The sequence below is a fragment of the Sphingomonas trueperi genome (assembly GCF_040545665.1).
Classification (GTDB): domain Bacteria; phylum Pseudomonadota; class Alphaproteobacteria; order Sphingomonadales; family Sphingomonadaceae; genus Sphingomonas; species Sphingomonas trueperi_B.
Genome location: NZ_JBEPMH010000004.1, coordinates 82,526 through 108,900, shown reverse-complemented (window position 1 = coordinate 108,900; position 26,375 = coordinate 82,526). Strand labels below are relative to the sequence as shown.

26 protein-coding genes are annotated in these 26,375 nt (G+C 67.7%); 7 read left to right on the top strand and 19 right to left on the bottom strand.

Going from position 1 to position 26,375, the window contains the following annotated elements; translation table 11 throughout:
* The first annotated feature begins 3 nt into the window (after window positions 1–3).
* A complete protein-coding gene (locus tag ABIC65_RS14010; protein WP_354309556.1) occupies window positions 4–2,274 on the top strand; it encodes a glycosyltransferase family 4 protein in 2,271 nt (756 codons plus the stop codon).
* A gap of 51 nt (window positions 2,275–2,325) precedes the next feature.
* Window positions 2,326–3,612, top strand: a complete 1,287-nt coding sequence (locus tag ABIC65_RS14005) for a glycoside hydrolase family 130 protein (protein WP_354309555.1) — start codon at window positions 2,326–2,328, stop codon at window positions 3,610–3,612.
* Window positions 3,613–3,653: 41 nt separating this feature from the next.
* Here the strand turns inward: ABIC65_RS14005 and ABIC65_RS14000 are convergent, their stop codons facing one another.
* The 3 genes from ABIC65_RS14000 to ABIC65_RS13990 form a co-directional block, all read right to left on the bottom strand.
* Window positions 3,654–4,751: an ATP phosphoribosyltransferase regulatory subunit gene (locus ABIC65_RS14000; RefSeq protein ID WP_354309553.1), complete on the bottom strand. Its 1,098-nt coding sequence runs from the start codon at window positions 4,749–4,751 to the stop codon at window positions 3,654–3,656.
* Window positions 4,752–4,771: 20 nt separating this feature from the next.
* Complete coding sequence (serA, locus tag ABIC65_RS13995) at window positions 4,772–6,349, bottom strand: phosphoglycerate dehydrogenase (protein ID WP_354309551.1); 1,578 nt, start codon at window positions 6,347–6,349, stop codon at window positions 4,772–4,774.
* 146 nt (window positions 6,350–6,495) lie between these two features.
* Window positions 6,496–7,653, bottom strand: coding sequence for a phosphoserine transaminase (locus ABIC65_RS13990; protein WP_354309549.1), 1,158 nt, complete (start codon window positions 7,651–7,653; stop codon window positions 6,496–6,498).
* 166 nt (window positions 7,654–7,819) lie between these two features.
* On the opposite strand from ABIC65_RS13990, the gene ABIC65_RS13985 reads away from it, so the two are divergent.
* Entirely contained in the window at window positions 7,820–8,362 is a 543-nt protein-coding gene (locus tag ABIC65_RS13985; RefSeq protein ID WP_354309547.1) for a hypothetical protein, read from the top strand.
* Between the two features lie 129 nt (window positions 8,363–8,491).
* On the opposite strand, the gene groL is transcribed toward ABIC65_RS13985, so the two are convergent.
* Window positions 8,492–10,135, bottom strand: coding sequence for a chaperonin GroEL (gene groL / locus ABIC65_RS13980; protein ID WP_354309546.1), 1,644 nt, complete (start codon window positions 10,133–10,135; stop codon window positions 8,492–8,494).
* 56 nt (window positions 10,136–10,191) lie between these two features.
* Entirely contained in the window at window positions 10,192–10,479 is a 288-nt protein-coding gene (gene groES, locus ABIC65_RS13975) for a co-chaperone GroES (RefSeq protein ID WP_064310559.1), read from the bottom strand.
* A gap of 204 nt (window positions 10,480–10,683) precedes the next feature.
* Here groES and sppA point away from each other — a divergent pair, with 204 nt between their 5' ends.
* The 3 genes from sppA to ABIC65_RS13960 all read left to right on the top strand — a co-directional run bounded on the left by sppA (window position 10,684) and on the right by ABIC65_RS13960 (window position 13,614).
* Window positions 10,684–12,585: a signal peptide peptidase SppA gene (gene sppA, locus ABIC65_RS13970; protein WP_354309544.1), complete on the top strand. Its 1,902-nt coding sequence runs from the start codon at window positions 10,684–10,686 to the stop codon at window positions 12,583–12,585.
* The gene (locus ABIC65_RS13965; protein WP_354309542.1) at window positions 12,582–13,145 is read left to right on the top strand and encodes a GNAT family N-acetyltransferase; all 564 of its coding nucleotides are present in this window, start codon (window positions 12,582–12,584) and stop codon (window positions 13,143–13,145) included. Before sppA ends, ABIC65_RS13965 begins: the two co-directional genes overlap by 4 nt.
* 64 nt (window positions 13,146–13,209) lie before the next feature.
* A complete protein-coding gene (locus tag ABIC65_RS13960; protein WP_354309541.1) occupies window positions 13,210–13,614 on the top strand; it encodes a hypothetical protein in 405 nt (134 codons plus the stop codon).
* Window positions 13,615–13,643: 29 nt separating this feature from the next.
* Here the strand turns inward: ABIC65_RS13960 and fabI are convergent, their stop codons facing one another.
* From fabI to ABIC65_RS13925, 7 genes are all read right to left on the bottom strand, one after another.
* Window positions 13,644–14,447: an enoyl-ACP reductase FabI gene (gene fabI / locus ABIC65_RS13955; protein WP_168846719.1), complete on the bottom strand. Its 804-nt coding sequence runs from the start codon at window positions 14,445–14,447 to the stop codon at window positions 13,644–13,646.
* Window positions 14,444–15,412 (bottom strand): YihY/virulence factor BrkB family protein, encoded by a 969-nt coding sequence (locus ABIC65_RS13950; protein WP_354309539.1) that lies wholly within the window; start codon window positions 15,410–15,412, stop codon window positions 14,444–14,446. The genes fabI and ABIC65_RS13950 overlap by 4 nt, the downstream gene beginning before the upstream one ends.
* A gap of 6 nt (window positions 15,413–15,418) precedes the next feature.
* Window positions 15,419–16,363 carry a J domain-containing protein gene (locus ABIC65_RS13945; RefSeq protein ID WP_354309538.1) on the bottom strand — a complete coding sequence of 315 codons (945 nt, stop codon included), beginning with the start codon at window positions 16,361–16,363 and terminating at the stop codon, window positions 15,419–15,421.
* Window positions 16,364–16,476: 113 nt separating this feature from the next.
* The gene (locus tag ABIC65_RS13940) at window positions 16,477–16,989 is read right to left on the bottom strand and encodes a hypothetical protein (RefSeq protein WP_354309537.1); all 513 of its coding nucleotides are present in this window, start codon (window positions 16,987–16,989) and stop codon (window positions 16,477–16,479) included.
* Between the two features lie 27 nt (window positions 16,990–17,016).
* Complete coding sequence (locus tag ABIC65_RS13935) at window positions 17,017–18,396, bottom strand: UdgX family uracil-DNA binding protein (RefSeq protein ID WP_354309535.1); 1,380 nt, start codon at window positions 18,394–18,396, stop codon at window positions 17,017–17,019.
* Between the two features lie 3 nt (window positions 18,397–18,399).
* Window positions 18,400–18,885, bottom strand: coding sequence for a hemerythrin domain-containing protein (locus ABIC65_RS13930; protein ID WP_354309534.1), 486 nt, complete (start codon window positions 18,883–18,885; stop codon window positions 18,400–18,402).
* An 80-nt stretch (window positions 18,886–18,965) separates the two neighbouring features.
* A complete protein-coding gene (locus tag ABIC65_RS13925) occupies window positions 18,966–20,213 on the bottom strand; it encodes a putative DNA modification/repair radical SAM protein (RefSeq protein ID WP_354309532.1) in 1,248 nt (415 codons plus the stop codon).
* 89 nt (window positions 20,214–20,302) lie between these two features.
* Here ABIC65_RS13925 and ABIC65_RS13920 point away from each other — a divergent pair, with 89 nt between their 5' ends.
* On the top strand, window positions 20,303–21,508 hold the full coding sequence (locus tag ABIC65_RS13920; RefSeq protein ID WP_354309530.1) for a hypothetical protein: 1,206 nt from the start codon (window positions 20,303–20,305) through the stop codon (window positions 21,506–21,508).
* A 6-nt stretch (window positions 21,509–21,514) separates the two neighbouring features.
* Here ABIC65_RS13920 and ABIC65_RS13915 read toward each other — a convergent pair whose 3' ends face one another.
* From ABIC65_RS13915 to rsfS, 7 genes are all read right to left on the bottom strand, one after another.
* Window positions 21,515–21,925 carry a hypothetical protein gene (locus ABIC65_RS13915; protein ID WP_354309529.1) on the bottom strand — a complete coding sequence of 137 codons (411 nt, stop codon included), beginning with the start codon at window positions 21,923–21,925 and terminating at the stop codon, window positions 21,515–21,517.
* A 56-nt stretch (window positions 21,926–21,981) separates the two neighbouring features.
* Window positions 21,982–22,515 (bottom strand): demethoxyubiquinone hydroxylase family protein, encoded by a 534-nt coding sequence (locus ABIC65_RS13910; RefSeq protein WP_354309528.1) that lies wholly within the window; start codon window positions 22,513–22,515, stop codon window positions 21,982–21,984.
* Window positions 22,512–22,997 carry a disulfide bond formation protein B gene (locus ABIC65_RS13905; RefSeq protein WP_354310017.1) on the bottom strand — a complete coding sequence of 162 codons (486 nt, stop codon included), beginning with the start codon at window positions 22,995–22,997 and terminating at the stop codon, window positions 22,512–22,514. The genes ABIC65_RS13910 and ABIC65_RS13905 overlap by 4 nt, the downstream gene beginning before the upstream one ends.
* A 17-nt stretch (window positions 22,998–23,014) precedes the next feature.
* Window positions 23,015–24,343 (bottom strand): S41 family peptidase, encoded by a 1,329-nt coding sequence (locus ABIC65_RS13900; protein WP_354309527.1) that lies wholly within the window; start codon window positions 24,341–24,343, stop codon window positions 23,015–23,017.
* A gap of 65 nt (window positions 24,344–24,408) precedes the next feature.
* Entirely contained in the window at window positions 24,409–25,569 is a 1,161-nt protein-coding gene (locus tag ABIC65_RS13895; protein ID WP_354309525.1) for a murein hydrolase activator EnvC family protein, read from the bottom strand.
* Window positions 25,569–25,991 carry a 23S rRNA (pseudouridine(1915)-N(3))-methyltransferase RlmH gene (locus ABIC65_RS13890; protein WP_354309524.1) on the bottom strand — a complete coding sequence of 141 codons (423 nt, stop codon included), beginning with the start codon at window positions 25,989–25,991 and terminating at the stop codon, window positions 25,569–25,571. Before ABIC65_RS13890 ends, ABIC65_RS13895 begins: the two co-directional genes overlap by 1 nt.
* A gap of 24 nt (window positions 25,992–26,015) precedes the next feature.
* Window positions 26,016–26,369, bottom strand: coding sequence for a ribosome silencing factor (gene rsfS / locus ABIC65_RS13885; protein ID WP_093296138.1), 354 nt, complete (start codon window positions 26,367–26,369; stop codon window positions 26,016–26,018).
* Between the last annotated feature and the right edge of the window lie 6 nt (window positions 26,370–26,375).

The following is a 26,375-nucleotide window of genomic DNA, read 5'->3' as shown; positions in this document are numbered from 1 at the left end:
GCCATGGCACGGTCTCCTATGGGTCCTCGGATCCGGCATCTTGCCCTGATCGGCAACTTCCTGCCGCGCAAGTGCGGCATCGCCACCTTTACTACCGACACCTATACGGCGCTCGCCGAGCGCTATCCGGATATCCAGGTCGACGTCTACGCGATGGACGACCTGCCTGGCCATTATGCCTATCCGCCGCAGGTGACGGGTTCGATCGCACAGAACGATCGCAGCGCCTATCTGGAAACCGCCCGCAAGATCGAGGCGAGCGGCGCCGAGGCGCTGTGGATCCAGCATGAATACGGCATCTTCGGCGGCGCGGCGGGCGAACTGCTGCTCGCGCTGACCGACCGCATCTCCATCCCGGTGATCGTCACGCTCCACACCGTGCTCGAGCGCCCGAGCGCCGACGAGCGCAGAGTGATGGAAAAGCTGATCCGCCGCGCCTCGACGCTGATTGTCATGGCCGAGAAAGGCCGAGAGATCCTCAAGCGCGTCCACGGCGTCGACGACAGCAAGATCGAGGTCATTCCCCACGGCGTCCCCGATCGCGCCTTTGCCGACACGGCCGATTTCAAGCCGCAATATGGCTGGGAAGGCCGCGACGTCATCCTTACCTTCGGCCTGCTCGCCCCGAGCAAGGGCATCGAGACGATGATCGAGGCAATGCCGGCGGTCGCCGCCGCGCATCCGAACGCATTGTACGTGATCCTGGGTGCCACCCACCCCCATCTCGTCGCGCATGAAGGCGAGGCCTATCGCGACCGGCTGAAGGCGCAGATCGCGGCGCTGGGTCTCCAAGACAACGTCGCCTTCGTCAATCGCTTCGTCGAGCAGAGCGATCTGCTGGATTATCTCCAGGCGGCCGACATCTATGCGACGCCCTATCCGAACCCGGCACAGATCACCTCGGGCACGCTTTCCTATGCGGTGAGCATGGGCAAGCCGGTGGTCTCCACCCCCTATGTCCATGCGACCGAGATCCTGGACCAGGATCACGGCGTGCTGGTCGATTTCGGCGACAGCGCGGCCTTCTCGCGCGAGATCAACCGCCTGCTCGGCGACAAGGAAGCGCGTCTCGCGCTTGCCCGACGCGCCTATGACCGCGGCCGCACCATGTTGTGGACCCGGCTTGCCGAGCGCGCGATCGGCGCGTTCGACGCGATCCTCGATGAAAGGCCACACCGCATCCGCACCGCCACGAACGAATTGCCGACGCTCTCCCCGGTGCTGACCGCGGTCGAGCGGATGAGCGATGCCACCGGCATGCTCCAGCACTCGATCTATTCGGTGCCCGATCGCCGCCACGGCTATTGCATCGACGACAATGCCCGCGCGCTGATCCTGATGAGCAAGATCGACGACGTCGAGGAGGCGGTCCGCGATCGCTGGACCGCCATCTATGGCGGCTTCGTCCAGCACGCCTGGAATTCGGACAAGCGCAAGTTCCGCAACTTCATGAACTTCGACCGCACTTGGTGCGAGGACGAAGGCTCGGAAGATTCGAACGGCCGCGCGATCTGGGCGCTGGGCGTCACCGCCCGCGACGCGCGTGCGCAGAAGCATCGCGACTGGGCCTCGGTGCTGTTCGACGAGACCGCGTCGATCGCCTTCGATCTCGGCAGCCCGCGCGCGCACGCCTTTGCGATGCTCGGCGCCGCGGCGATGGCGGAGGCGCATCCGGGCCACGCCCTGTCGCGCGAGATCCTCACCCGCTTCGGCGACGAGTTGGTCGCGCTGCTCGAACGCACCCGCCGTCCGGCGTGGAGCTGGTTCGAGATCGTGCTGGCGTACGACAATGCCCGCCTGCCCGAGGCGCTGCTGCGTGCCGGCAAGGTGCTCGGGCGCCGGGATTTCCTCGATACCGGGCTGGAGACGCTCGCCTGGATCGCCGAGCGCCAGACCTCGCCCGAGGGCCGCTTCCGCGCCGTCGGCACCGAGAGCTTCGGCCGCGAATATGCCGAGCCGCTGCCGTTCGACCAGCAGCCGCTCGAAGCGCAGGCGACGATCGACGCGTGCCTGGCCGCGCACGAAGCGACCGGCGAAGCGCGCTGGGCCGAAGAGGCGATGCGGGCTTATCGCTGGTATCTGGGTGCCAATGATCTCGACACGCCGCTCGCCAGTGTCGCCGATGGCGGTTGCTTCGACGGGCTGATGCCGACCGGGCTTAATCGAAATCAAGGTGCCGAGTCGATTCTCGCACTCCAACTGGCGAATTGCGCGATCTCGGCTCTTTCAAAGGGCAATAAAAGCGTGGCAGGACCGGAACTCGCCGTCGCCTGAAGCGATACCGGGGGACGGCGCCGTAACGAGCGCGTTCCCCGGGGGTTGCCAATGCCGGAACTGTTTCACCATCCCTTGCGGCTTCGTGCCGATCCGTCGCGCGTCGTCGTGCGTCCTTTCCACATCGCCTGGGCGTCGACCAATGGCGGCGCGCCCAGCCGGACCGAGCGGATCGTCAGCGAAGTGCTGGCGCTGTCGCCGGGCCAGGCGCGCGCCGAGCTCGAACTGGTCCTCAAGGACTTCGAGGCGCGGCACTGGCAGACGCGGCGCGTGTTCATGACGCGCTATGACGAGATCGAGGCGATGCTCGGCCTCGACGGTGCGGCGATCGGCGACGAGAAGCGCCAGCTGCTCGGTGCCTATTTCTGCCACGAATACAGCTATGCCGCCGCCGCGCTGATGAACCCCAGCGCGGTGCCGCATTACGACCAGACCGGCATGCCGCCGGGCAGCATGCGCATCCTGATGTCGCTGCGCGCGGTCGGCGAAGGCCATATCTCCTCGGTCGCCTTCCGCGAGGGCATCATCACCGACGGCAACGAGCTGGTGCTGGCCCCCGAGCCGCCCTTCGCCACCGCCGCCGACGCGCGCGAGCCCGACGAGCGCCGCATGGAAGGCCCGGTGCGCATCTATCGCCACCGCGATTCGACGCTGTCGGGCACGGTGATCTTCCCGATCACCCGCGCCCAGTCGAACGGGCTGGAGGATCTGCGGATCTGCCATTTCACCCATGACGACGGCACGGTCGAATGGATCGGCACCTATACCGCCTATAACGGTTCGGGCATCCAGTCCGAGCTGCTGCGCACCCATGACTGGCGCGGGCTGGACCTCGTGCCGATGACCGGCAGCGCCGCGCGCAACAAGGGCATGGCGCTGTTCCCGCGCAAGGTGGGCGGCAAGTACATGATGCTCGGCCGGCAGGACGGCGAGAATATCTTCCTGCACAGCTCGGACGACATCACCCATTGGGAAGGCGGCGAACTGATCATCAAGCCGCAATTCCCCTGGGAGCTGGTGCAGATGGGCAATTGCGGCCCGCCGATCGAAACCGATCAGGGCTGGCTGGTGCTCACCCATGGCGTCGGCGCGATGCGGAAGTACTCGATCGGCGCCGCGCTGCTCGACAAGGACGATCCGTCCAAGGTGCTCGCCCGCTCGCGCGCGCCGCTGCTCGCCGCCGCCGACCAGGATCGCGAGGGGTATGTGCCCAATGTCGTCTACACCTGCGGCGCGATCCGCCACGGCGACAGCCTGTTCATCCCGTACGGGGTGGCGGACAGCTCGGTGGCGTTCGCCTTCGCGCCGATCCAGGCGCTGATCGACCAGATGGAGTGAGGCCCATGCCGTCGCCCCTTTTCGGGGGCGACGGCGATGGCTCAGAGCGCGGTCGGCACCCCGTCGCGCAGCTCGTGGCTGCACAACTGCGCCTCGGGCGTATCCTCCGCCTCCAGCGCGGTGACCGTCACCCAGCCCTCGGCCCGCAACGCCGCACCGATCGCCGCATCGGTGCCGAACGGCAGGAACAGCCGGCGACGCGCGTCGCCGCCGATCCCCGCGTCGAGGATCGAGTCGGCGTAGAGCGAGAAGCCGACCGCAGGCTCCTCGCGGCCGCCGTCATGCACCACCGTGTAGGTTCCGCCCCGGCCGATCTCGCCGCGAACGCCGCGCGCGAAAATCGAGAAGCCGAGCCAGGTCTGGTATTCGAAACCATGCCGCTCTGTAGGATCGAGCGTCAGCGCAACGCCCGCCGGAATGCTCGCCGCAATCGTTGCAAGTCCGTCGATGCGGCTCGCCAGCGCGGTACCGGCATCGGTCGCGCGCAGCTTGACCATTGCGCCGTCGAACGGACCGGCCGCCTCGATCAGCGGCAGATACTTGGGATCGATCGCGGCAACGCCGCCGGCATCCTTGGCATCGAGACGCTCGCGCAGCGCGGTCAGCTTTTCCGGCGGCAAGGTACCACCGGCGAGCGTGTCGACCAGATCGGGCAGCGTGAAATCGATCGCCAGCCCCTCTACGCCCGCCGACTGCAGCGCCTCGATCGCAACCCGCACGACCTCCATCGCGGCGCCCACGCTGTCGCGCCCGATCAGCTCGCAGCCGATCTGGCGCATCGCCCTGCGCGGATCGAGCGCCGGCGCCTTGAGCTTGAGCACCTGCCCCGCATAGCAGAGCCGTACCGGCCGCGGATGGTGCCCCATCCGGGTGGCGGCGATGCGGCCCACCTGCGCGGTCAGGTCCGGACGGATGGCGAGGCTGCGCTGCGACACGGGATCGACGAAGCGCACCGCATTATGCACCGCGCCCGTCTTGAGCCGCGTCGCCAGCTCGTCGGCGAATTCGGCGAGCGGCGGATCCACCTGCTCATAGCCATAGAGCCGCGCGAGCCCCAGCACGCGCGTCTCGAGCCGCGCCGCCGCATCGGCGGCAGGCGGCAATCGATCGTGAAACCCTTCGGGGAGGAGACCAGTCATGGGCGCCTCCCCTAATGGCTTCAGAAGCCGAGCGCCATGGCGGTCTTCACGCCCGGGAGCGCGCGGACCTTGCCGAGCAGCGCGTCGTCCACCGCTTCGTCGACCGAGAGCAACAGGATCGCCTCGCCACCGGCCGAGCGGCGGCCGAGGTGGAAGGTGCCGATGTTGACGCCGGCCTCGCCCAGCGTGGTGCCGAGGCGGCCGATGAAGCCCGGCGCGTCCTCGTTGACGATGTAGAGCATGTGCCCGGCGAGATCGGCCTCGACCTTGATGCCGAACAGCTCGACCAGCCGCGGCGCGGCGTTGCCGAACAGCGTGCCGGCCACCGAACGGTCGCCCGCCTGGGTGCCGACGGTCACGCGCACCAGCGTGTGATAATCGCCCTCGCGGTCATGGCGCACTTCGCGCACGTCGAGACCGCGCTCCTTGGCGAGGAACGGCGCGTTGACCATGTTCACCGTGTCCGAATGGACGCGCATCAGCCCGGCGAGCACCGCGCTGGTGATCGGCTTCTGGTTGAGCTCGGCCGCCGCACCCTCGACTTCGATCGCGATGCTGGTCAGTTCGCCATGCGCGAGCTGGCCGACCAGGCCGCCCAGCTTCTCTGCCAGCGCCATATAGGGCTTGAGCCGCGGCGCTTCCTCGGCCGAGAGGCTCGGCACGTTGAGCGCATTGGTGACACCGCCGGTGACCAGATAGTCGGCGAGCTGCTCGGCGACCTGGATCGCGACATTGACCTGCGCCTCGGTGGTCGACGCGCCGAGGTGCGGCGTCGCGACGAAGTTGGGCGTGCCGAACAGCGGGTGTTCCTTGGCCGGCTCCTGCACGAACACGTCGAGCGCCGCGCCGCCGATATGGCCCGAATCGAGCCCGTCCTTGAGCGCCGCCTCGTCGATCAGTCCGCCGCGCGCGCAGTTGATGATCCGCACGCCCTTCTTGGTCTTGGCGAGATTCTCGCGGCTGAGGATGTTGCGGGTCTGGTCGGTCAGCGGCGTGTGCAGCGTGATGAAGTCGGCGCGCAGCAGCAGGTCGTCGAGCGTCATCTTCTCGACACCCATTTCGAGCGCGCGCTCGGGCGTGAGAAACGGATCATAGGCGATCACTCGCATGCGCAGGCCGATGGCGCGGTCCGCGACGATCGAGCCGATATTGCCCGCGCCGATCAGGCCCAGCGTCTTGCCGGTCAGCTCGACACCCATGAAGCGGTTCTTTTCCCACTTACCGGCCTGGGTCGAGACATCGGCCTCGGGCAGCTGGCGGGCGAGCGCGAACATCAGCGCGATCGCGTGCTCGGCGGTGGTGATCGAGTTGCCGAACGGGGTGTTCATCACCACCACGCCCTTCGCCGAGGCGGCGGGGATGTCGACATTGTCGACGCCGATGCCGGCGCGGCCGATCACCTTCAGGTTGGTGGCGTGCGCGAGAATGTCCTTGGTGACCTTGGTCGAGCTGCGGATGGCGAGGCCGTCATAGTTGCCGATGATCGCCTTGAGCTCGTCCGGCGTCTTGCCGGTGATCTCATCCACTTCGACGCCGCGCTCGCGGAAGATCTGCGCGGCCTTGGGGTCCATCTTGTCGGAAATCAGTACCTTGGGCATTTGGATGCTCCATCTTCGCTCCCTCTCCCCTCCGGGGAGAGGGTCGGGGAGAGGGGAATGTGTCTTGAAACTGGCACGTCGGGAGAGACGGCGAAGTCCTGCCCCTCTCCCATCCCTCTCCCCGATGGGGAGAGGGCTTTAGGGCATCAGCCCGCCTTGGCGGTGGCGTAGGCCCAATCGAGCCAGGGGCCGAGCGCCTCGATATCGGCGGTGTCGACGGTGGCGCCGCACCAGATGCGGAGACCCGCAGGCGCGTCGCGATAGCCGGCCACGTCATAGGCCGCGCCTTCCTTTTCGAGCAGGCCGGCGAACTTCTTGATGAAGTCGGCATCGGCGCCCTCGACGGTGAGGCATACGCTGGTGCGCGAGCGGATCGCGGCATCCTCGGCGAGTTGGCCCAGCCAGTCGCGCTCTTCCACGATCTTGTCGAGCGCGGCGGCATTGGCGTCCGAGCGGGCGATCAGCCCATCGGCGCCGCCCAGGCCCTTGCCCCATTCGAGCGCGAAGATCGCGTCTTCCACTGCGAGCATCGACGGCGTGTTGATCGTCTCGCCCTTGAACACGCCCTCGGCAAGCTTGCCCTTGGAGACGAGGCGGAACACCTTCGGCAGCGGCCAGGCAGGGGTGTAGGTTTCGAGACGCTCGACCGCGCGGGGGCCGAGGATCAGCACGCCGTGCGCGCCCTCGCCGCCCAGCACCTTCTGCCAGGAGAAGGTGGCGACGTCGATCTTGTCCCAGGGCAGGTCATAGGCGAACACCGCCGAAGTGGCGTCGGCGAAGCTCAGGCCTTCGCGGTCCTCGGCGATCCAGTCGCCGTTCGGCACGCGCACGCCCGAGGTGGTGCCGTTCCAGGTGAACAGCACGTCGTTCGACCAGTCGACCGCGTTCAGATCCGGCAGCTGGCCGTAATCGGCACGCAGCACGGTAGGCTCGAGCTTGAGCTGCTTGACCGCATCGGTGACCCAACCCTCACCGAAGCTTTCCCAGGCGAGCGTGGTGACCGGCTTCGCGCCGAGCATCGTCCACATCGCCATTTCGAAGGCGCCGGTGTCCGAGCCCGGAACGATGCCGATGCGATGGGTGTCGGGGAGCTTCAGAAGCTCGCGCATCAGGTCGATGCAATATTGGAGACGGGTCTTGCCCAGCTTCGAGCGGTGCGAGCGGCCGAGCGACTCGGTGGCGAGTTTCTCGGGCGACCAGCCCGGGGGCTTGGCGCAGGGGCCGGAAGAAAAATAGGGGCGCGCCGGTTTGGTGGCGGGCTTCGCAGGCGCAAGGGTGGCGTCGGCGGCAGTCAAATCAGTCATGTAGACTCTCCTCACAGAGAGCACGCGCGGCGTTGGGACCGCGTGGCCCGTCGACGGCCCTAGCGGCAGGCGAACAAAAGTCAATTCGGCACATCGTTGCGATGGAACAATGTTGCGGGTCCGAGCCTTTGCTGCGCAGCTTTGCAGGACAACAGGGAGATACGACATGCGGACGATACTGGCGGCCGGGCTGGCCGCGATGCTCCTGACGACACCGGCCATGGCGCAGCAGCAGAAGCAGAGCGTCGGCGACGGCGCCCAGGCGCCGCTGCGTGATCTGCGGATCAACGAGAAGAAGATTCCCGACGTGCTGCTGCTGGCGGCTTCTGCCCCCTATTCGTCGCAGGGGACCAAGAGCTGCACGCAGATCCGCGCGGGCATCGCCGATCTCAATGCCGTGCTCGGAACCGATGCCGATGCGCCTAGCGCCAAGGGCGGCAATGGCGGCGCCATCGCCGCGGCGGGCAGCCGCGCGATCATCGGCACGCTGATCCCGGGCTTCGGGCTGGTGCGGATGGTCACCGGCGCCGACAAGCAGGAGAAGCGGGTGACCGCGGCGCTCTATGGCGGCACCATCCGTCGCGCCTATCTCAAGGGCCTCGGCGTCTCGAAGGGCTGCAAGCCGCCTGCGGCACCGACTGCAACCGCGCGCGCCGCGGTGCCGTCACTGCCGGTCGATAAGGACGACAAGGACGACAAGAAGGATTGATCGCCCAAAATCCCCCTCCCGCTTGCGGGAGGGGCGCGCAGGCGCCGCAACCGACGGCCCACGCTGCGAAAACGCAAAAAGGGCCGGCGGATCGCTCCGCCGGCCCCTCTTTTTGCGTCGAGCGCGGACTTAGAAGTCCATGCCGCCCATGCCGCCCATGCCGCCCGGCATCGCCGGGGCTGCGGACTTGTCTTCCGGCAGCTCGGCAATGGTTGCCTCGGTGGTGATCAGCAGGCCGGCGACCGAAGCCGCGTTCTGCAGCGCGGTGCGCACCACCTTGGTCGGATCGATCACGCCGGCAGCCACGAGGTTCTCGTAGGTGTCGGTCGCGGCGTTGAAGCCGAACGAGGTGTCGCTCTGGTCGAGCAGCTTGCCCGAGACGACGGCGCCGTCCTGGCCAGCGTTCTGCGCGATCTGACGCACCAGCGCGGTCAGCGACTTGCGGACGATGTCGATGCCGCGGGTCTGGTCCTCGTTCGCACCGGCCAGGCCTTCGAGCGCCTTGGTCGCGTACAGCAGGGCCGTGCCGCCGCCGGGGACGATGCCTTCTTCAACGGCTGCGCGGGTTGCGTGCAGCGCGTCGTCGACGCGGTCCTTGCGCTCCTTCACCTCGACTTCGGTCGCACCGCCGACCTTGATCACGGCCACGCCGCCGGCGAGCTTGGCGAGACGCTCCTGGAGCTTCTCACGGTCGTAATCGCTGGTGGTGACTTCGATCTGCTGGCGGATCTGCTCGGTGCGGGCCTTGATCGACTCGGCTTCACCGGCGCCATCGACGATGGTGGTGTTGTCCTTGTCGATGGTGACGCGCTTGGCGGTGCCGAGCATGCCGAGCGTGACGGTCTCGAGCTTGATGCCGAGGTCTTCGCTGATCACTTCACCCTTGGTGAGGACGGCGATGTCTTCCAGCATCGCCTTGCGACGATCGCCGAAGCCCGGTGCCTTGACCGCTGCGACCTTCAGGCCGCCGCGCAGCTTGTTGACGACCAGGGTCGCCAGCGCTTCGCCTTCGATGTCCTCGGCGATGATCAGCAGCGGACGACCCGACTGCACGACCGCTTCGAGGATCGGCAGCATCGACTGGAGGTTCGACAGCTTCTTCTCGTGGATCAGGATGTACGGATCCGCGAGCTCGACCGACATCTTCTCCGGGTTGGTGATGAAGTAGGGCGAGAGATAGCCGCGGTCGAACTGCATGCCTTCGACGACGTCGAGCTCGAATTCGAGACCCTTCGCCTCTTCGACGGTGATCACGCCTTCCTTGCCGACCTTCTCCATCGCCTCGGCGATCTTCTCGCCGACTTCACGGTCGCCGTTCGCCGAGATGATGCCGACCTGGGCGACTTCCTGCGAACCGGAAACCGGCTTCGAACGCGCCTTCACGTCCTCGACGACCTTGGTGACGGCGAGGTCGATACCACGCTTCAGGTCCATCGGGTTCATGCCGGCGGCCACCGACTTCATGCCCTCGCGGACGATCGCCTGCGCCAGAACGGTCGCGGTGGTCGTGCCGTCGCCGGCGATGTCGTTGGTCTTCGAGGCCACTTCGCGCACCATCTGCGCGCCCATGTTCTCGAACTTGTCCTTGAGTTCGATTTCCTTCGCGACCGACACACCGTCCTTGGTGATGCGGGGCGCGCCGAAGCTCTTTTCGATCACGACGTTGCGGCCCTTCGGGCCCAGCGTGACCTTCACCGCGTCGGCGAGAATGTCGACGCCGCGCAGGATGCGCTCACGAGCGTCGCGCGAAAACTTTACGTCCTTGGCTGCCATGGGACTGCCCTTTCAAATTTCGCTAAGTTTCAGGTAGTTGAGGTTCGCGAAGTCGCTCAGCCGACGATGCCGAGGATGTCGCTTTCCTTCATGATCAGCAGGTCTTCACCGTCGACCTTGACCTCGGTGCCCGACCACTTGCCGAACAGGATGCGGTCGCCGGCCTTGACGTCGAGCGGGGTCACCTTGCCATCTTCGGCCTTGGTGCCGGTGCCGACGGCGACGACTTCGCCTTCCTGCGGCTTTTCCTTGGCGGTGTCGGGGATGATGATCCCGCCGGCGGTCTTTTCCTCGGCTTCGACGCGGCGGACGAGCACGCGGTCGTGCAACGGACGGAAGTTCATTGCCTGATCCTCTTTCAGGTGGAAATCGCTGTTTAGCACTCGGTCCCCCGGAGTGCTAACATCAGGGATATGTGAACCGGAATTTGCTTCGTCAACGGGTGCGACGGGAACTTTTTTCAGCGTGTTGGATCGATAAGACGGGTCGTTGCCTCGCCTGCGCGCATCCGGTAGCACCGATGCGGAATACCCTTTGAGGAGCCGCCGGTGAAGCTGGTTCGTACCGCCTGGAAGATACTCGTCGGAATCAAGGACCTGCTCGTCCTGGTTCTGCTCCTCCTCTTCTTTTCCGCCTTGTTCGCGGCGCTCTCGCACCGTCCGACCCCAGCGACGATTCGCGACGGCGCGCTGATCGTCGCGTTCAACGGCGCACTGGTGGAGCAGCCGAGCGAGGCCGATCCGCTGTCCAGCGTCAGCGGCGCCCGCGCCGCCGGCCAGGTGGGCGCCCGCGACGTGATCCGCGCGCTCGACGCGGCCCGAACCGACTCCCGCGTCAAGGCGGTGGTGCTCGATCTCGACAGCTTCCTCGGCGGCTATCCCGCCACGGTGAGCGACGTTGCCGCCGCGGTCGGCCGCGTCCGTGCAGCGGGCAAGCCGGTGCTCGCCTATGCCACCGCCTATACCGACAGCGGCTACCAGATCGCGGCCAATGCCAGCGAGATCTGGGTCCATCCGATGGGCGGATCGCTGTTCATGGGCTCGGGCGGCCGCCAGCTCTATTATAAGGGGCTGACCGAGAAGCTCGGTATCAACGTCCACGTCTACAAGGTCGGCAAGTTCAAGTCGGCGGTGGAGCCCTATATCCGCGCCGACATGTCGCCCGAGGCGCGCGAGGCCAACACCGCGCTCTATGGCAGCCTGCTCGACCAGTGGCGCGAGGGCATCCTGAAGGCACGGCCCAAGGCCCGCATCGCCGACTTCCTGATGAAGCCCGACGTGGCGATCACCGCCGCCAAGGGCGACATCGCCAGCGCCAACAAGGCCTATGGCCTGGTCGACCAGCTCGGCGACCGGATCGCCTTCGGCAAGCACGTAGCCCAGCTGGTGGGTGCGCCGAGCGGCGCCCGCGCGGGCAATTTCAACGGCATCAAGCTCGCCGACTGGCTGCAGGCCAATCCGCTGCCGACCAGCGGCGACGCGATCGGCGTGATCACCATCGCCGGCGAGATCGTCGACGGCAAGGGCGGCGCAGGGACCGCGGGCGGCGACACCGTCAGCAAGCTGGTGCTCGACGGGCTGAAGGACGGCAAGCTCAAGGCGCTGGTCGTCCGCGTCGATTCACCGGGCGGCTCGGCGATGGCGTCGGAGCAGATGCGCCAGGCGATCCTCCAGGCCAAGGCGCAGAAGCTGCCGATCGTCGTCTCGATGGGCGGCCTCGCGGCCAGCGGCGGCTATTGGGTGTCGACCGCGGGCGACGTGATCTTCGCCGAGCCGAACACCATTACCGGCTCGATCGGCATCTTCGGCATCATCCCCACCTTCGAGAACAGCCTCGCCAAGATCGGCGTGACCACCGACGGCGTGGAGAGCACGCCGCTCACCGGCCAGCCCAGCGTCTATGGCGGCACCAACGCGACGGTCGACACGATCCTGCAATCGGCGATCGAGGCGGGCTATGGCCGCTTCGTCGGGCTGGTCGCCGCGTCGCGCAAGCTCACCCCGCAGCGGGTCGACGAGATCGGCCAGGGCCGAGTGTGGATCGGCGGCATCGCCCGGCAGATCGGCCTGGTCGATCGCTTCGGCGGACTGAACGACGCCATCGCCGAGGCCGCCAAGCGCGCCAAGCTCGATCCCGCCAAGGTGCGCCCGGTCTATCTCGCCAAGAAACCGAGCGCGCTCGCCGCGGCGATCGCCGGCTTCGCGGGCTCGCTGGGGAATGACGATGACGATGACGGCAACTGGGCCGACGCCCCCGCCGGCAGCGATGCCTATGCCCGAGTCGGCGAGGAGCGCCGCCTGCTGCTCGCCCAGGCGCTGGGCGACGCCAAGCGGCTGACCGCCGCCGGGTCGGTACAGGCCCGCTGCCTCGAATGCATGGCGCTGGGCGTGCCGAGCGCGCAGCCCAGCGACCTTGCGCTTCTCCAATTCGCCATGGGAGTAATGAAGTGATCGGAATTCGCGCCGCCACGCCGGACGACGCAGCGGCGATCTCCGCCATCTACGCGCCGAACGTGCTGACGGGCACCGCCTCATTCGAGATCGAGCCGCCCGACGCCGCCGCGATGGCGGCGCGGATGGCATCGAGCGACGGCTATTATCCGTGGATCGTCGCTACCAATGGCGACGGCGCCGATGGCGGGGTGATCGGCTATGCCTATGCCAGCAAGTTCCGCGATCGGCCGGCCTATCGCTATGTCGTCGAAAGCTCGATCTACATGGCAGACACCGCCCAGCGCCGCGGGGCCGGACGGCTGCTATACGAGGCGCTGGTCGACACGCTGCGCGCGCAGGGCTTCGTCCACGCCTTCGGCATGATCACCCTGCCCAACGACAATTCGATCGCGCTGCACGAGGCGGTGGGCTTTCGCCGCACGGGCGTGTTTCGCGAGGCGGGGTACAAGCACGGCCAGTGGATCGACGTCGGCATCTGGCAGTGCGAGCTGAACGAGCCCGCGCGCCCGCCGGAAGAGCCGAAGCCGTTCCACGAACTGGGCGTCGTCCGCGCCTGATCGAGAGCGGCCGAAGGGCTGCCCCGCCGGACAGTTGACCCAGGACGGCGATTGGCCGAGATCCATGAGGATGGATCCAACCTCGCCGTACGCGGTCGACTTCACGATCGATGTCGAGCGTGAGGACCGCCTGATCGTCATCCGCGTCACCGGCGTGCCCTCGCCGGAGGATGTCGGCTGGATCGCGGAGGAGGTGCGCGCGACGATCCTCACGCTCGGCGCCGAGGCGGGCCAGCACCGCACGCTCTACGACGCGCGCGGCGTGCACGTGCTGCCCCAGGCGACCGCCGATTTCGTGCTGAAGAACTTCGCCGACACCGAGCTGACGCACTGGGCGCACCGGCTCGCCTTCGTCGCCTCGACGATGCTGACGCGGCTGCAGATCCGAAGGATCGTCGAGGTACGGCCCGGCGCTATGCTGTTCGACGATGTCGAGGCTGCCCGCGCCTGGCTGCTGGGCCGCGATTGAACGGGGCGGCGCGCGGCCGCCCGTTCGCGTCAGGCCAACGCGATGTCCGGCGCGTCCTCGGCTTTCATGCCGATCACGTTGTAGCCGGCGTCGACATGGTGTGTCTCGCCGGTCACCCCCGACGACAGATCCGACAACAGATAGAGCCCGGCGCCGCCGACATCCTCGATCGTCACGTTGCGGCGGAGTGGCGAGTTCAGCTGGTTCCACTTCAGGATATAGTTGAAGTCGCCGATGCCGCGCGCCGCCAGCGTCTGGATCGGGCCCGCCGAGATGGCATTGACGCGGATATTCTCCGGCCCCAGGTCCATCGCCAGATACTTGACCGAGGTCTCCAGCGCCGACTTGGCGACACCCATCACGTTGTAGTGCGGCACCACCTTCTCGGCGCCGTAGTAGCTGAGCGTCAGCAAGCTGCCGCCGTTCGGCATCATCCGCTGCGCGCGCTGGGCCACCGCGGTGAAGCTGTACACCGAGATGTTCATCGTCATCAGGAAGTTGTCGAGCGTGGTGTCGTAATAATGGCCGCGCAGCTGGTTCTTGTCCGAGAAACCGATCGCGTGGACGACGAAGTCGATGGTCGGCCAGCGCGCCGCCAGCGTCTCGAACGTGGTGTCGAGCGCCGCCATGTCCGCCACGTCGCAATCGATCAGGAAATCGGAGCCGACCTGCTCGGCCAGCGGCTTCACCCGCTTGAGCAGTGCGTCGCCCTGGTAGGAAAAGGCCAGCTCCGCACCCTGGGCGTGCAGTGCCTTGGCGATTCCCCATGCCAGCGATTTGTCGTTGGCGAGGCCCATGATGAGCCCGCGCTTCCCTTGCATCAATCCGGTCACGTCTTCTGAATCTCCTGTGCTTGGTCCCCCTCTAGACCGGCTTCGGGCACTTCCGCCAGAGCGGCGTTTAGCTCCGCCCCTACGACGAGGCCGAGTCCCACCAGGAAAAAGAAGATCAGCGCGACCATCACCCCCGCGAGGCTGCCATAGGTCGCGCCATAGCCGCCCAGCGTGGACAGCACCAAGGGAAGCCCGCCGGTGACGCTCAACCACCACAGCGTCGTGCACAGCGCCCCCGGCCATTTGGGATAGGCGCGCGATCGGTAGCGCGAGGGGGTGAGCGCGAAGAACAGCACGTAGAGCGCGCCGAACAGGGCGAAGGCCGGCACCGCCTTGCCCGCCGAGGCGAAGCGCTGCGCCTCCGTCGCCCAGGGGAGGATGCGGTAGAGGAACTGCTCGATGCCGGTGAGGATCACCTGGAAGGCGAAGGCGAGCATCACCATCAGCACCGCCGCGACGATCATCCCGATCGCACCGAGCCGGTAGCGCCAGAAGGGCTTGTCCGACGACACGCCATAGGCCTGGCGGACGATGCCGCGGATCGTCTCGATGAACCCCGCGGTGGTCCACAGCCCGACCAGCGCGCCGAACCAAAGCAGGCCGCCGGTGCTGCGGTTGTGCAGCACCTCGATCACCGGATCGCGCAGCAGCTTGGCGACGTCGGGCGGCACGGTCTGGAGGAACGCCTCCAGCGCGTGCACCCCGGTGCCGGTGCGCCCGACCAGGCTGGCCAGCGCGGTCGCGACGATGAAGAAGGGGAACAGCGTTACCAGCGACAGATAGGCGAGGTTGCCCGCATAGGTGAAGCCGTCGTTGAACGTGCCGATCGCGACGCGCTTGACGATCTCGAGCATCCGCTCGGTCACGCCGAGCTCGGCGAGCCGCCGCGGGACCTTTCCGCCGACCCCGAGCCGCCGTCCTTCGGGCGACTGGGGCGAGATCGAGGCGCGCGTCGGTTCGTCCACGCGGGGTCAGACGCCCATGCGTCCCCGTGGGTTCCCCTGGTTCTTCCACCCTTGCGCAAATTCGATGAGCGCGTCGTCGTCCACGGGCAGCTCGACCATCAGCGTGACGAACAGGTCGCCGCGCGCCCCGCCCCGCTTGTGGAAGCCGCGACCCTTGAGACGGAGGACCTTGCCCGAGCTCGAGCCCTTGGGCACCGTCAGCATCACCGGGCCGTCCGGCGTGGGCACGCGCACCTGCGCGCCGAGCACCGCCTCGGCCAGCGTCACCGGCAGGTCGAGCTTGATGTCGTCGCCGTCGCGCACATAGAAACGGTGCGGCTGGATCTCGATCGTGACGATCGCGTCGCCGGCGCCGCCCGGCCCTTCCTCGCCCTTGCCGGCGAGGCGCATCTGGGTGCCTTCCTCGACCCCGGCGGGGAGCTTCAGGTCGATCGTCTTGCCGTCCTTGAGCGTGATCCGCTGCGGCGCGAGCTTGGCGGCATCCTCGAACGACACCGCCAGACGATAGGCGATGTTGGCGCCCTTAGGCTGGGGCCGCCGGCCGAAGCCGCCGAACCCGCCGCTGAAGCCGCCCCCGCCGCCGCGCTTGCCGCCGCCGAACAGGCCCTCGAAAATGTCGCCGATATCGGCCTCGCCGCCGCCGAAATCGAACTGGCCGCCGCCGGGACGGAAGCCGCCCCCGCCGCCGCCTGCACCTGCCCCCGCACCGAAGCCGAACGGCGCGATCGGATTGCCGTCGCCGTCGATCTCGCCGCGATCGAAGCGGGCGCGCTTGTCCTTGTCGGTCAGCAGGTCATAGGCCTGCGTGACTTGGCTGAACTTCTCCGATGCCTTGGGATTGTCCTTGTTGCGATCGGGGTGCAGCTCCTTGGCGAGCTTGCGATAGGCCTTCTTGATCTCGTCCTCGCTCGCGCTGCGCGCCACCCCGAGCGTTACGTATGGATCTGCCACCAAAATCCCCAATGCGTCCAATGCCAATCGCCCGCCCCTTACAGGACAGGTGTTAAAGCCCAAACATCGGCGTGCGGATCGTTTCGCGCAAGGGGCGCGGCGCTATCTGCCGCCTAGCGGCACTTGGTGTCGCGCAGGCTGTAGTGCGCGAACACCGTCTCCTTGCCCGCCTTGTCCTTCGCGGTGATGTGCCATTCGAGTGTGCGGTCGCGCTTGCGCCACCGATTGACGAACTCGGAGTCGGGATAGGCATAGGTGATCGTGAAGCCGTCGCCGGTCAGCGCGCCCTTGCCCTTGGCGGTATAGGCGGCACCGAAGCTGTCCGCCCAGAGGCCGGCAATGCCACCGTCCTCGCCGACTGCGCCGAACAGCAGGTGCGCGGCATAGCGATCCTTGGAATCGGCGACCGCGACGCTGGTGGCGTCGATCGCGAACATCGTCCGCTCCAGGGTGGGATAGGCGGCAAGCGTTAGCGTCACCGGCTTGCCCCGCACCTCGCCTTCGCCCTGCCAGCAGCCGCTCAGCGCGAACATCGTCAGCGGGATCTTCGAAAAATCCTGCGCCGAGGCGGAAAGCGGCAGCAGCAGCGCGAGCGCGAGCGCGGCGCCGAATAGCGTCTTCATCATGCGCCCCTTTTGACGCGGCTTCCTGCGCTAGAGCAAGGCCCGGGCGGCACGCAGGTCGGCGACGAAGTCCTGATAGGCCTGCGCGGCTGCATCGGCATCGGGCAGGCGGAGCAGGTAGCTGGGGTGCACCGTCACCCAGCCGGTGCCACCCTCGGGCAGCGCGAGCTTCTGGCCGCGCAGCCTGGAGATGGTCGCGGCCTTGCCGGTGATCTGGCGCGCGGCTGTGGCGCCCAGCGCCACGACCAGCTTGGGGCGAACCAGCGCCAGCTCCTGCTCGTACCACCAGCGGCAGGCGGTGATCTCGCCGGCATCGGGCTTAGCGTGGATGCGGCGCTTCCCGCGCGGCTCGAACTTGAAGTGCTTGACCGCATTGGTGACGTAGACGCGGGCGCGGTCGATCCCCGCCTCGTCCAGCGCGCGATTGAGCATCTGCCCGGCGGGGCCGACAAAGGCGCGGCCGGCCAGGTCCTCCTGGTCGCCCGGCTGCTCGCCGACCAGCATCATGTCGGCATCGAGCGGGCCTTCGCCGAACACGGTCTGCGTTGCGGGCTTGTAGAGCGGACAGCGGGTGCACGCCGCCGCCTCGTCGCGGAGCGCCTGCCACGCGCCTTCGACATTTCCGCCTACTGCGCTGCGCGCCGTCTCCACCATCGCCGTCTCCCGCGCCCGGGCGCCGGCCACGAGCTCCTTGACCAACGCGGTTTCGGGCATGTTTTTCCAGTATTTGCGCGGCATCTCATTCAGCATCGCGCCGGTCTTGAGCCGGGCAGGATTGAAGATGGAGGCGTAATAGGTCTTCCACACCGCCTCGACCGGATCGTCGGCGGGGGCGTCGCCGCGGGTCGCGGCGGGACCTTCGCTGAGCGTCTGGCCGTCCCAGTGGATCGAGAGTTCGGGCGTGAGGATCGACCAGCGCATGCTGGCGAACCGCTCGACGAAGAAGCGGGCATTGGCGCGGACGATGTGATGCTCGGGCTCGAACCAGGCGATGAAGCGCGGGCCGCTCTCGTCGACCAATTCGCGGAAGCGAACGAAGGCGCGCATCTTGTGGATGTCGCGGCGTACCGCCTTGGCCATCAGCTCCAGCCGGCGGACGAGCGGATCGGCACGGTCCTCGATCCGGTGCGGATCGGTGGCGAGCAGCGTGTAGAGCAGCGAGAAACGCTGCGGATCCGAATGTAGGATAACCGTCTGCGCCACCTCCATGAATCCCTTGGGTACGCGCAGCTGTGTGCCGCCCACGGGCGGCGGCGGTGGCGGGGCGGCCTCGGCGGCAAACAGGTCGCCACCACCCTCGCCTACCCGCCACACCACCTCCGGCGGCGCGACATGGGCCTGGGCCAACGCCCGCGCCGCATCGCGCCAGCCTTCGAAATCATCCTCGGCGGCAAGCGTTACGGCGCGCAACGCTTACTCGCGCTCGTCGCCCGGCGGGTGAGCTTCGGCGCGCTCCAGTTCCTTGGGCTTGCGCGCCTCGAAGATCTTGCCGAGCCGCTCCTCCTCTTCCGAGGACAGCGCCTTCTCGGCGGTGGGGAACATCTCTTCCTCCTCCTCGTCGATATGATGGAGGTAGCGATCCTTCATCGCGCGGAACTTGGACAGCCAGGCGGAGGAGGACATTTCGATGTCCATCAGCTCGCCGAGCAGGTCGTCGACTTCCTTGTGCTCGGAAACCGAGTGCCGCGCATCCTCGCGCAGCTCCGGATTGGCGAGCATCGTCGCATAAAGCGATTCCTCTTCCGCCGCGGCGTGCGACTGCAGTTCGAGGCGAAGCTGCTCGAACAGGTCGCGGCGATCCTGGCTATCGCCGGACGTGGCGTCGATCTTGGCGATCAGGTCGCGCTGGCGGTCGTGATCGGCGATGAGGTCGGCGAAGATGCGGGGCTGCTTAGCCATGTGGGAGTCTCCCTGGTTTCCCAGTCCCAACCGGCGGCACTGCCCTAGGTTGCTCCCGCGAGTCGTTCGCAAGCCCAGCATCACGCCGCGAACAGCTCCAGCTGCTCCTTCTTCGGCGCGATCCAGGCGCGGAGGTCGGCCTTGTCGGTCAGCGCGACCGGGCGCCAGTCGGCGGTAATGATGAACGGGCGGACCTTGGCGAGCGATACGGTGAGCCGCGCGACATCCTCCAGCCGCAGCCGCCGCCATTTGCGCGCGGCGAGGATCGAGGCGACCGCCTTGGTCCCCAGCCCGGGCACGCGCAGCAGCGCCTCGCGCGGGGCGCGGTTGAGGTCGACGGGAAAGCGGTCGCGGAAGCGCAGCGCCCAGGCGAGCTTGGGATCGATGTCGAGCGGCAGCATGCCCGTCGCCGGGTCCACCGCCTGCGCGACCTCGTCGGGCCGATATTCATAGAAGCGCATCAGCCAGTCCGACTGATACAGCCGGTGCTCGCGCATCAGCGGCGGGCGCTGGAGCGGCAGTACCGTGCTGGCATCGGGGATCGGGCTGAACGCCGAATAATAGACGCGGCGCAGGCCGAAGCGACCGTACAGCCCGGCGGCGCGATCGATGATGTCGCCATCGGTCGCGGCATCGGCACCGACGATCATCTGGGTCGACTGGCCCGCAGGCGCGAACTTGGGCGCCGAGCGATAGCGCTTCCGCGCATCCGCCCCGTCCAGAATCGCGCTGCGCATCCCCAGCATTGCGCCTTCGATCTGCGGCGCGGACTTCTCGGGTGCGAGCCGCTTGAGCCCCGCCACGGTCGGCAGCTCGACATTGATCGACAGGCGATCGGCATGGAGCCCGGCCTGGTGGATCAGCGCCGGATCGGCGTCGGGGATCGTCTTGAGGTGGATATAGCCGCGGAAATGATGGTCTTCGCGTAAGGACCGCGCCACCTCGACCATCTGCTCCATCGTATAGTCGGACGAGCGGATGATGCCCGAGGAGAGGAACAGCCCCTCGATATAGTTGCGCCGGTAGAAGTTGAGCGTGAGCTCGACCACCTCGGCCGGCGTGAACCGCGCCCGGCGCACGTTCGAGCTCTTGCGGTTGATGCAGTAATGGCAGTCGAAGATGCAGCTGTTGGTCAGCAGGATCTTGAGCAGGCTGATGCAGCGCCCGTCCGGCGCATAGGCGTGGCAGATCCCCATCCCGGTGGTGGAGCCCAGCCCCTTGCCATCCTTCGAGGTGCGCTTGGCCGTGCCCGACGACGCGCAGGACGCATCGTATTTCGCGGCATCGGCGAGGATCGCCAGCTTTGCACGGGTATCGAGTTGCGCCATACTGTTCCTTCTATGTTCTCAAGCACCTGCTGTCCAGATGGACGCTCGGCCATCGGCCCTGTACCAGCGCCGACCGGAGGGTTTCGGGCATGATTCAGCGGATCGACGGGCGTGTGCTAGCGCTGGCACTCGGCATGGCGCTCACCTGCCTGCTCGGCTGGCTGTTCAAGGCGCATTGCATACCGCAGGGCTGGAACGGCGCGATCCAGTATATCAGCGGCTGCTACAGCGACGCGCCCCCCTTCTGGGTCGAACGCCATGTCGGCGAAGGGCGGATCCCCTATTTCCAGACGTCGATGGAATATCCGGTGCTCACCGGGCTGCAGATATGGATCGAAGGTGCGCTCGCCCGCGGGCTGTTCGGTGCAGGCGCAGACGGCGCGACCTTCCTCGCCATGGTGTCGCTGGGCAATGCACTGCTCGCCGGGCTGATCCTGGCGATGTTCGTCCGCGAAGGGATGAATCGCGTGCGACTGTGGCTCTGGGCCTGCGCGCCGCCGCTGATCCTCTATCTCGGCCACAACTGGGATCTGGGCGCGGTGACGCTCGCGGTGGCGGCGATGCTGGCCGCGCGACGGCAGCGGCTGGTGCTGGCCGCCGCCCTCGCCGCGCTGGGAGCGGCGGCAAAGCTGTTCCCGGTGCTGCTGCTGCCGCTGATCGGGCTGGCGGCGCTGACCGCGCCCGGGCAGGCCTGGCGCACCCGGTTGACGACGTCCGCGCGCTGCGTACTGGCCGCGGTCGGCGCCTGGGCGGCGGTGAACCTGCCCGTTGCGCTCGCGGCGCCGGAGAACTGGTCCGAATTCTATCGCTTCTCCGAAGCGCGGCCCGGCACCGTCGCCTCCACCTGGTCGGTACTATCCGATCAAGGTGTCTGGGTGAGCGACACCGCGCAGCGCAACCTCGCCGCCTCGCTCGCCTTCCTGCTCGGCGCGGCGGTGATCGTCGCGATCGGCTGGCGCAAGCATCGCGAACGGCCCTGGGTGCTGTTCACGCCGGTGCTCGCCTGGTTCCTGCTCACCAACAAGGTCTGGTCGCCGCAGTTCGACCTGTGGCTGTACCCGCTGCTGGTGATGACGAGCCCGCGCCTCGCGCCGATCGCGCTGTTCGTGATCGGCGACATCGCGGCCTATGTAACGGAGTTCTGGTGGCTGGCCGGCCTCGCCAATGCCTGGCCCTATGCCACCCAGCAGGACATCATGATCGCCGCGAGCGTGCGCGCAGTCGCGATGCTGTGGCTGATCGCCGATGCGGTGCGGCTGCCGGCGCCCGCGTGGATCACCCGCGCGCCGGCCTGACCCCGATCAAGGCAGCGGCAGGTCGGTCTCGGCCTTCTTCTGCGCCCGGCGCTCGGCCCGCGCGGCGGTCGCACGCTGGACGAAGCAGCCCGTGCCGCCGCTCGCGCCCACCGTCGAGCAGCTGCCGGTGCCGAAATTGCCCGTCGTCAGCGCGTCTTGCTGGCGCACCGCCCAGGACTGGCCCTTCTGCGGATCGGTCGGCGTGTTGTCGCGGATGTTCTTGGGGATGCGGAAGCGCTCACCCTCGTCCAGACGCTGGCAGACGACGATTTCCTCGCCGTTCTTGTTGGTCGGGCACTTGTCGTTGCCATAGATGATCAGCACGCCGTTCTGGACGGAATTCTGGGCATGCGCCGGCGCGGCGGCGAGCAGCGGCGCCGCAGCCACCGCGGTGATGATGGCGATCCTCTTGAGCACCTGCGTTCCTCCTGTTGTGCGCGCCATCCTGGAGTGGCGCGCCTGAATAGCCGCTGTCAGATCCGCTTCGACACGCCGATCGCGAACCGGCAGCCTGCACGGATCAGCGCCGAGAGCACCGGATAGCCGGGCGTGCTTTCCGCGCCCGAGGCGATCGCGGTGTCGCGATGCTCGATCTCCTCGTCACGGAATCGCGCGACGGCGTCGCGGAGTTCCGGATCCTCGTCGCCCAATTGTGCGAGCTGCTGCTGGTAATGGAGGTCGATCTCGGTCTCGATCGCCGCGGTGCAGGCCATCGCCGCCTGCGGGCCGAGCGCCGCAGTGACGACGCCGAGCCCGAAGCCCGCCACATCCCAGAAGGGCTGCAGCACCGTAGGGCGCACGCCGCGCCGGGCGATCAGCGCGTCGAAAAAGGCGCGGTGATGCTCTTCCTGGTTCGCCATGCCGGCAATGGTGCGCGCAGTGGGCGTGCGATCGCCCATCACCGCGAGCTGCCCCGCATAGATTCGCGTCGCGCCATATTCGCCGGCTTGGTCCACGCGGACCATCGCGTCATGACTCTCCCGACGATCGCCCGGCTTCCAGCTCATCGCGCTGCCTTTCGCGTTGCGAGCAGCGCGATCAGCACCGCGCCGCCCAGCGACAGGATGGCGTTATAGCCTGCCAGGCTGATCCCGAACATCGTCCATTGGGGCACGTCGCAGCGGACGATCGGGGCACGGAGTGCCTGGGTGAGCATCTCCATCGGCGAGCCCTGCCGCGGCGCGGCGGTACATTCGGTGATGCCCTGCCACCAATGATATTCGGTGCCGGCGTGATAGACCCCGATCGCCCCGCTCACTGCGATCAGCAGCGCGGCGAGCAGCACCAGCGCCGCCACCTGCCGCCGCCCGCGCACGAAGAAGGCAAGCACGGCCACGACGATCGCCGCCAGATGCGGCCAGCGCTGCCACACGCACATCTCGCACGGCACCAGGCCGCCGAGGAACTGCGATCCCAGCGCGCCGCCGAGCAGCGCCAGCGGCAGCAGCAGCGCCAGCCAGCGCGCCAGCACCGGCACGTTGCGCGGCATGCGGCTCAGGTTGCGGCTCACTTGGCGGCGCTCGCAGCCGGCGCCTTGCCCAGCCGGGCGAGCGTCTGCACGGCGTAGTTCAGCTGGAAGTCGGTGATGCCCTTCTTCTTCAGCTCGTCGGCGGTGGCGGTGAAGCGCGGATCGGGGGTGTCGTCCGATTCCAGCACGCTGTCGTCCACCTTCTCCATGTTGATCAGGTGGCGGCGCAGATCCGCCTCGCGCAGCTCGGGCCGCGACTTGTAGTCGGGATCGCTCAGCTGCGGCACGGCGATGTCGGGCTTGATGCCGCCTTCCTGCACCGAATGGCCGGAGGGGGTGAAATAGCGCGCGGTGGTGAGGCGCAGCGCGGCGTGCGGGCCCATCGGCAGGATGGTCTGCACCGATCCCTTGCCGAAGCTGCGCACGCCCAGCACCAGCGCGCGGTGATGGTCCTGCAGCGCGCCGGCGACGATCTCCGAGGCCGAGGCGGTGCCGGCGTCGGTCAGCACGATCACCGGCAGCCCCTTGGCGAGATCGCCCGGGAACACGCTTTCGGCATAATAGCGCTCGATATCGGTCTTCTCGCGGCCACGCTGCGAGACGATCTCGCCATGGTTGAGGAACACGTCCGAAACGCCGATCGCCTCGGTCAGCAGGCCGCCGCCATTGTTGCGCAGATCGAGGATGTAGCCGAGCGGCTTGTGGCCCAGCTTCTTGTCGATCTCCTGGATCGCCAGCGCCGTGTCGCCGCCGGTATGCGCGGTGAAGGTGCTGATCCGGATGATGCCGATGCCGTCCTTGACGTCCGTCTTCACCGACTTCTGGGTGATGATCTCGCGCGTCAGGGTGAATTGCAGCGGCTTGTCGGCGCCGGGGCGCACGATGGTGAGCGCGATCTTGGTGCCCGGCTTGCCGCGCATCTGGGTGATCGCCTCGTCCAGGCTGCCGCCGACGATGAACTTGCCGTCGAGATGGGTGATATAGTCGCCCGCCTTGATGCCGGCGCGCGCGGCGGGGCCGTCATCGTTGGGCGCGATCACCTTCACCGCGCCGTCCTGCTGGGTGACGGTGAGGCCGAGGCCGCCATAATTGCCTTCGGTCTGAATCTTGAGATTGTCGAAATCGAGCCCGTCGGCATAGCTGCTGTGGGGATCGAGCGCGGCCAGCATGCCTTCGATCGCACCCTTCACCAGCGTCTTGTCGTCGACCTTCTCGACGTAATTCGCCTTCACGGTGTTGTAGACTTCCATGAAGGTGTCGAGCTCGCGATAGCTGCTGGTATCGACCCCCGCCATGGCCCCGGATGTGATGGGAATGATCGCAAGTGCGCCGACGGCGGCGGAAACCTGTAGAAACGAACGCAGCATCAAGAGACTTTCCGGAAGGGCGACCTTGCTAATGTAGGCGAGGATAACGGGATTTGCACGCGGTGTCAGTCGAGCAATTGGGTCAGGTCCAGCGGCTGCCCGCGGCGGCGCAGCTCGACGGTTATGCGGGGGCCGGCGGTGCCGAGGGTTGCGCCTTGTGCAACCTTGGCGCCGGGGCGCACGGTTAGCGTCGAAAAGCCCGAGATGAGGCTGGTCCAGCCCTTGCCATGATCGACGATCACGACCTGACCATAGCCGGCAAAAGGCGCCGCATAGGCGATGGTGCCGGCAGCGGGGGCGAACACGGCCGACCCGGGCTGGACCGCGAAGCTGGGGCCGCGAGCGCGCACACCGGCGGGCGAGATCTCGCCAAAGCCGGTGACGAGCTGGCCGGTGACGGGCAGGCAATAGGGCGCGGGTCCGGCAGCGCGTTCGGCCGAGGTGCCGGGTCGGGGCAGCGGACCGTTCAGGACGAGCAGGTCCGAGCGGACCTGTGCGGCGCTCAGGCTCCGGTCCTGCTCGGCGGCGAGGTCGCGCGCCTTCTCGCCCAGCGCCAGCGCGCGGTCCGATTCCACCAGCGCGTCGCGGCCGAGCGCCATCGCGCGCAGGCGATGTTCGGATTCGAGCTGGAGCGCGGCTAGTCGGCGAGATTCGAGCGTGGCGCGCCGGGTGCGCAGCTCGGCGACCGCCTCGCCGGCAGCGACGCGCAGCGCGCGGGAGCGGGCCAGGTCCGTCTTTACCCCCGCACTTCGCGCCTCGATCGCGGGCAGCAGGCTGGCGAGCGTCGCGCGAACGTGGACGAGATCCTGCGCCGAACCCGGCTGGGCGAGCGCCAGCACCGCTGGGCGCCGGGCCATCGCCTGCAGCGCTGCGACGAGCTCAATCGCCGGTCGCTGGCGTTCGGCAAAGGCGGTGCGCTGGCGGGCGAGCAGCCGGTCAAGCAGCGCCACGCGCGCCTCGGCCGCGGCCTGCTCGGCTTCGGCCGCCTTGATCCGCTGCGCCGCCGCCGCCTGCTCGGCGCGAGCGCGGGCTTCGCCGTCGCGTTCGCTAGCGGCCGCTCGGTCGAGTTCGGCAGCCCGCCGTTCCGCCGCCTGCGCGGCCTGGGAAGCTTCCGTCACCACGCGTGCGGTCTGCTGGGTTGCATCGGGCCGCGGCTGGGTGAGCACGCCGGTCACGCCGATCGCGAGCAGCGCCGCCGCGATGCCGAGGCCGCGCGCCGGGCCCATCAGCCTTCGCGGTGATAGGGGTGGTTGGCGAGGATCGAGACCGCGCGCCACAGCTGCTCGGCCAGCATCGCGCGCGCCATCATGTGCGGCCAGGTCGCCTTGCCGAAGCTGAGCAGCATATCCGCCGCCCGGCGATCGGCATCGTCGAAGCCGTCGGCGGCGCCGATCAGGAAGCGTGTCTCGCGCACCCCGTCGTCGCGCCAGGCGCCGAGCCGGTTCGCCAGCGTCTTGGAGGGCAGGTTCTCGCCCAGTTCGTCGAGCATCACCACGCGGGTGCCGGGGGCGAGCACCGGCATCTTGCCGCCGGTATCGGGCAGTTCGGTGACGCGCGTGCCCCAGGTCACCCGCTTCAGATAGCGGTCGACCAGCTCGGCCTCGGGGCTGCGCCCGATCCGGCCGCGCGCGACGATGTGCAGCAGCATGGCGCGCGGACCTTCGGGATCAGATCAGGCCTGGCCCTCGAACGACCACATCCGCTCGAGATTGTAGAAGCTGCGCACTTCCGGGCGGAACAGGTGGACGATCACGTCGCCCGCGTCGATCAGCACCCAGTCGGCGGCCGGCAGGCCTTCGACGCGGGGCGTGCGGCCCTGCTCGGCCTTGATCTTGTCGGCCAGTTTCATCGCCATCGAGGCGACCTGCCGGGTCGAGCGGCCCGATGCGATCACCATGTAATCGGCGATGCTGCTCTTGCCGGCGAGCGGGATCGAGACGGTTTCCACCGCCTGATCGTCCTCCAGCGAGGTGAGCACGAGCCTATGCAGCGCTTCGACGCTGTCGGCGTCGTTCGAACGCTGCATATTGGG

Excerpts from the sequence above, each read along its gene's own strand:
- ABIC65_RS14010 (WP_354309556.1), top strand. The coding sequence starts at position 4 with ATGGCACGGTCTCCTATGGGTCCTCGGATCCGGCATCTTGCCCTGATC.
- ABIC65_RS14005 (WP_354309555.1), top strand. The coding sequence starts at position 2,326 with ATGCCGGAACTGTTTCACCATCCCTTGCGGCTTCGTGCCGATCCGTCG.
- ABIC65_RS14000 (WP_354309553.1), bottom strand. The coding sequence starts at position 4,751 with ATGACTGGTCTCCTCCCCGAAGGGTTTCACGATCGATTGCCGCCTGCC.
- serA (WP_354309551.1), bottom strand. The coding sequence starts at position 6,349 with ATGCCCAAGGTACTGATTTCCGACAAGATGGACCCCAAGGCCGCGCAG.
- ABIC65_RS13990 (WP_354309549.1), bottom strand. The coding sequence starts at position 7,653 with ATGACTGATTTGACTGCCGCCGACGCCACCCTTGCGCCTGCGAAGCCC.
- ABIC65_RS13985 (WP_354309547.1), top strand. The coding sequence starts at position 7,820 with ATGCGGACGATACTGGCGGCCGGGCTGGCCGCGATGCTCCTGACGACA.
- groL (WP_354309546.1), bottom strand. The coding sequence starts at position 10,135 with ATGGCAGCCAAGGACGTAAAGTTTTCGCGCGACGCTCGTGAGCGCATC.
- groES (WP_064310559.1), bottom strand. The coding sequence starts at position 10,479 with ATGAACTTCCGTCCGTTGCACGACCGCGTGCTCGTCCGCCGCGTCGAA.
- ABIC65_RS13960 (WP_354309541.1), top strand. The coding sequence starts at position 13,210 with ATGAGGATGGATCCAACCTCGCCGTACGCGGTCGACTTCACGATCGAT.
- ABIC65_RS13940 (WP_354309537.1), bottom strand. The coding sequence starts at position 16,989 with ATGATGAAGACGCTATTCGGCGCCGCGCTCGCGCTCGCGCTGCTGCTG.
- ABIC65_RS13930 (WP_354309534.1), bottom strand. The coding sequence starts at position 18,885 with ATGGCTAAGCAGCCCCGCATCTTCGCCGACCTCATCGCCGATCACGAC.
- ABIC65_RS13925 (WP_354309532.1), bottom strand. The coding sequence starts at position 20,213 with ATGGCGCAACTCGATACCCGTGCAAAGCTGGCGATCCTCGCCGATGCC.
- ABIC65_RS13920 (WP_354309530.1), top strand. The coding sequence starts at position 20,303 with ATGATTCAGCGGATCGACGGGCGTGTGCTAGCGCTGGCACTCGGCATG.
- ABIC65_RS13910 (WP_354309528.1), bottom strand. The coding sequence starts at position 22,515 with ATGAGCTGGAAGCCGGGCGATCGTCGGGAGAGTCATGACGCGATGGTC.
- ABIC65_RS13905 (WP_354310017.1), bottom strand. The coding sequence starts at position 22,997 with ATGCCGCGCAACGTGCCGGTGCTGGCGCGCTGGCTGGCGCTGCTGCTG.
- ABIC65_RS13900 (WP_354309527.1), bottom strand. The coding sequence starts at position 24,343 with ATGCTGCGTTCGTTTCTACAGGTTTCCGCCGCCGTCGGCGCACTTGCG.
- ABIC65_RS13895 (WP_354309525.1), bottom strand. The coding sequence starts at position 25,569 with ATGGGCCCGGCGCGCGGCCTCGGCATCGCGGCGGCGCTGCTCGCGATC.
- ABIC65_RS13890 (WP_354309524.1), bottom strand. The coding sequence starts at position 25,991 with ATGCTGCTGCACATCGTCGCGCGCGGCCGGATCGGGCGCAGCCCCGAG.
- rsfS (WP_093296138.1), bottom strand. The coding sequence starts at position 26,369 with ATGCAGCGTTCGAACGACGCCGACAGCGTCGAAGCGCTGCATAGGCTC.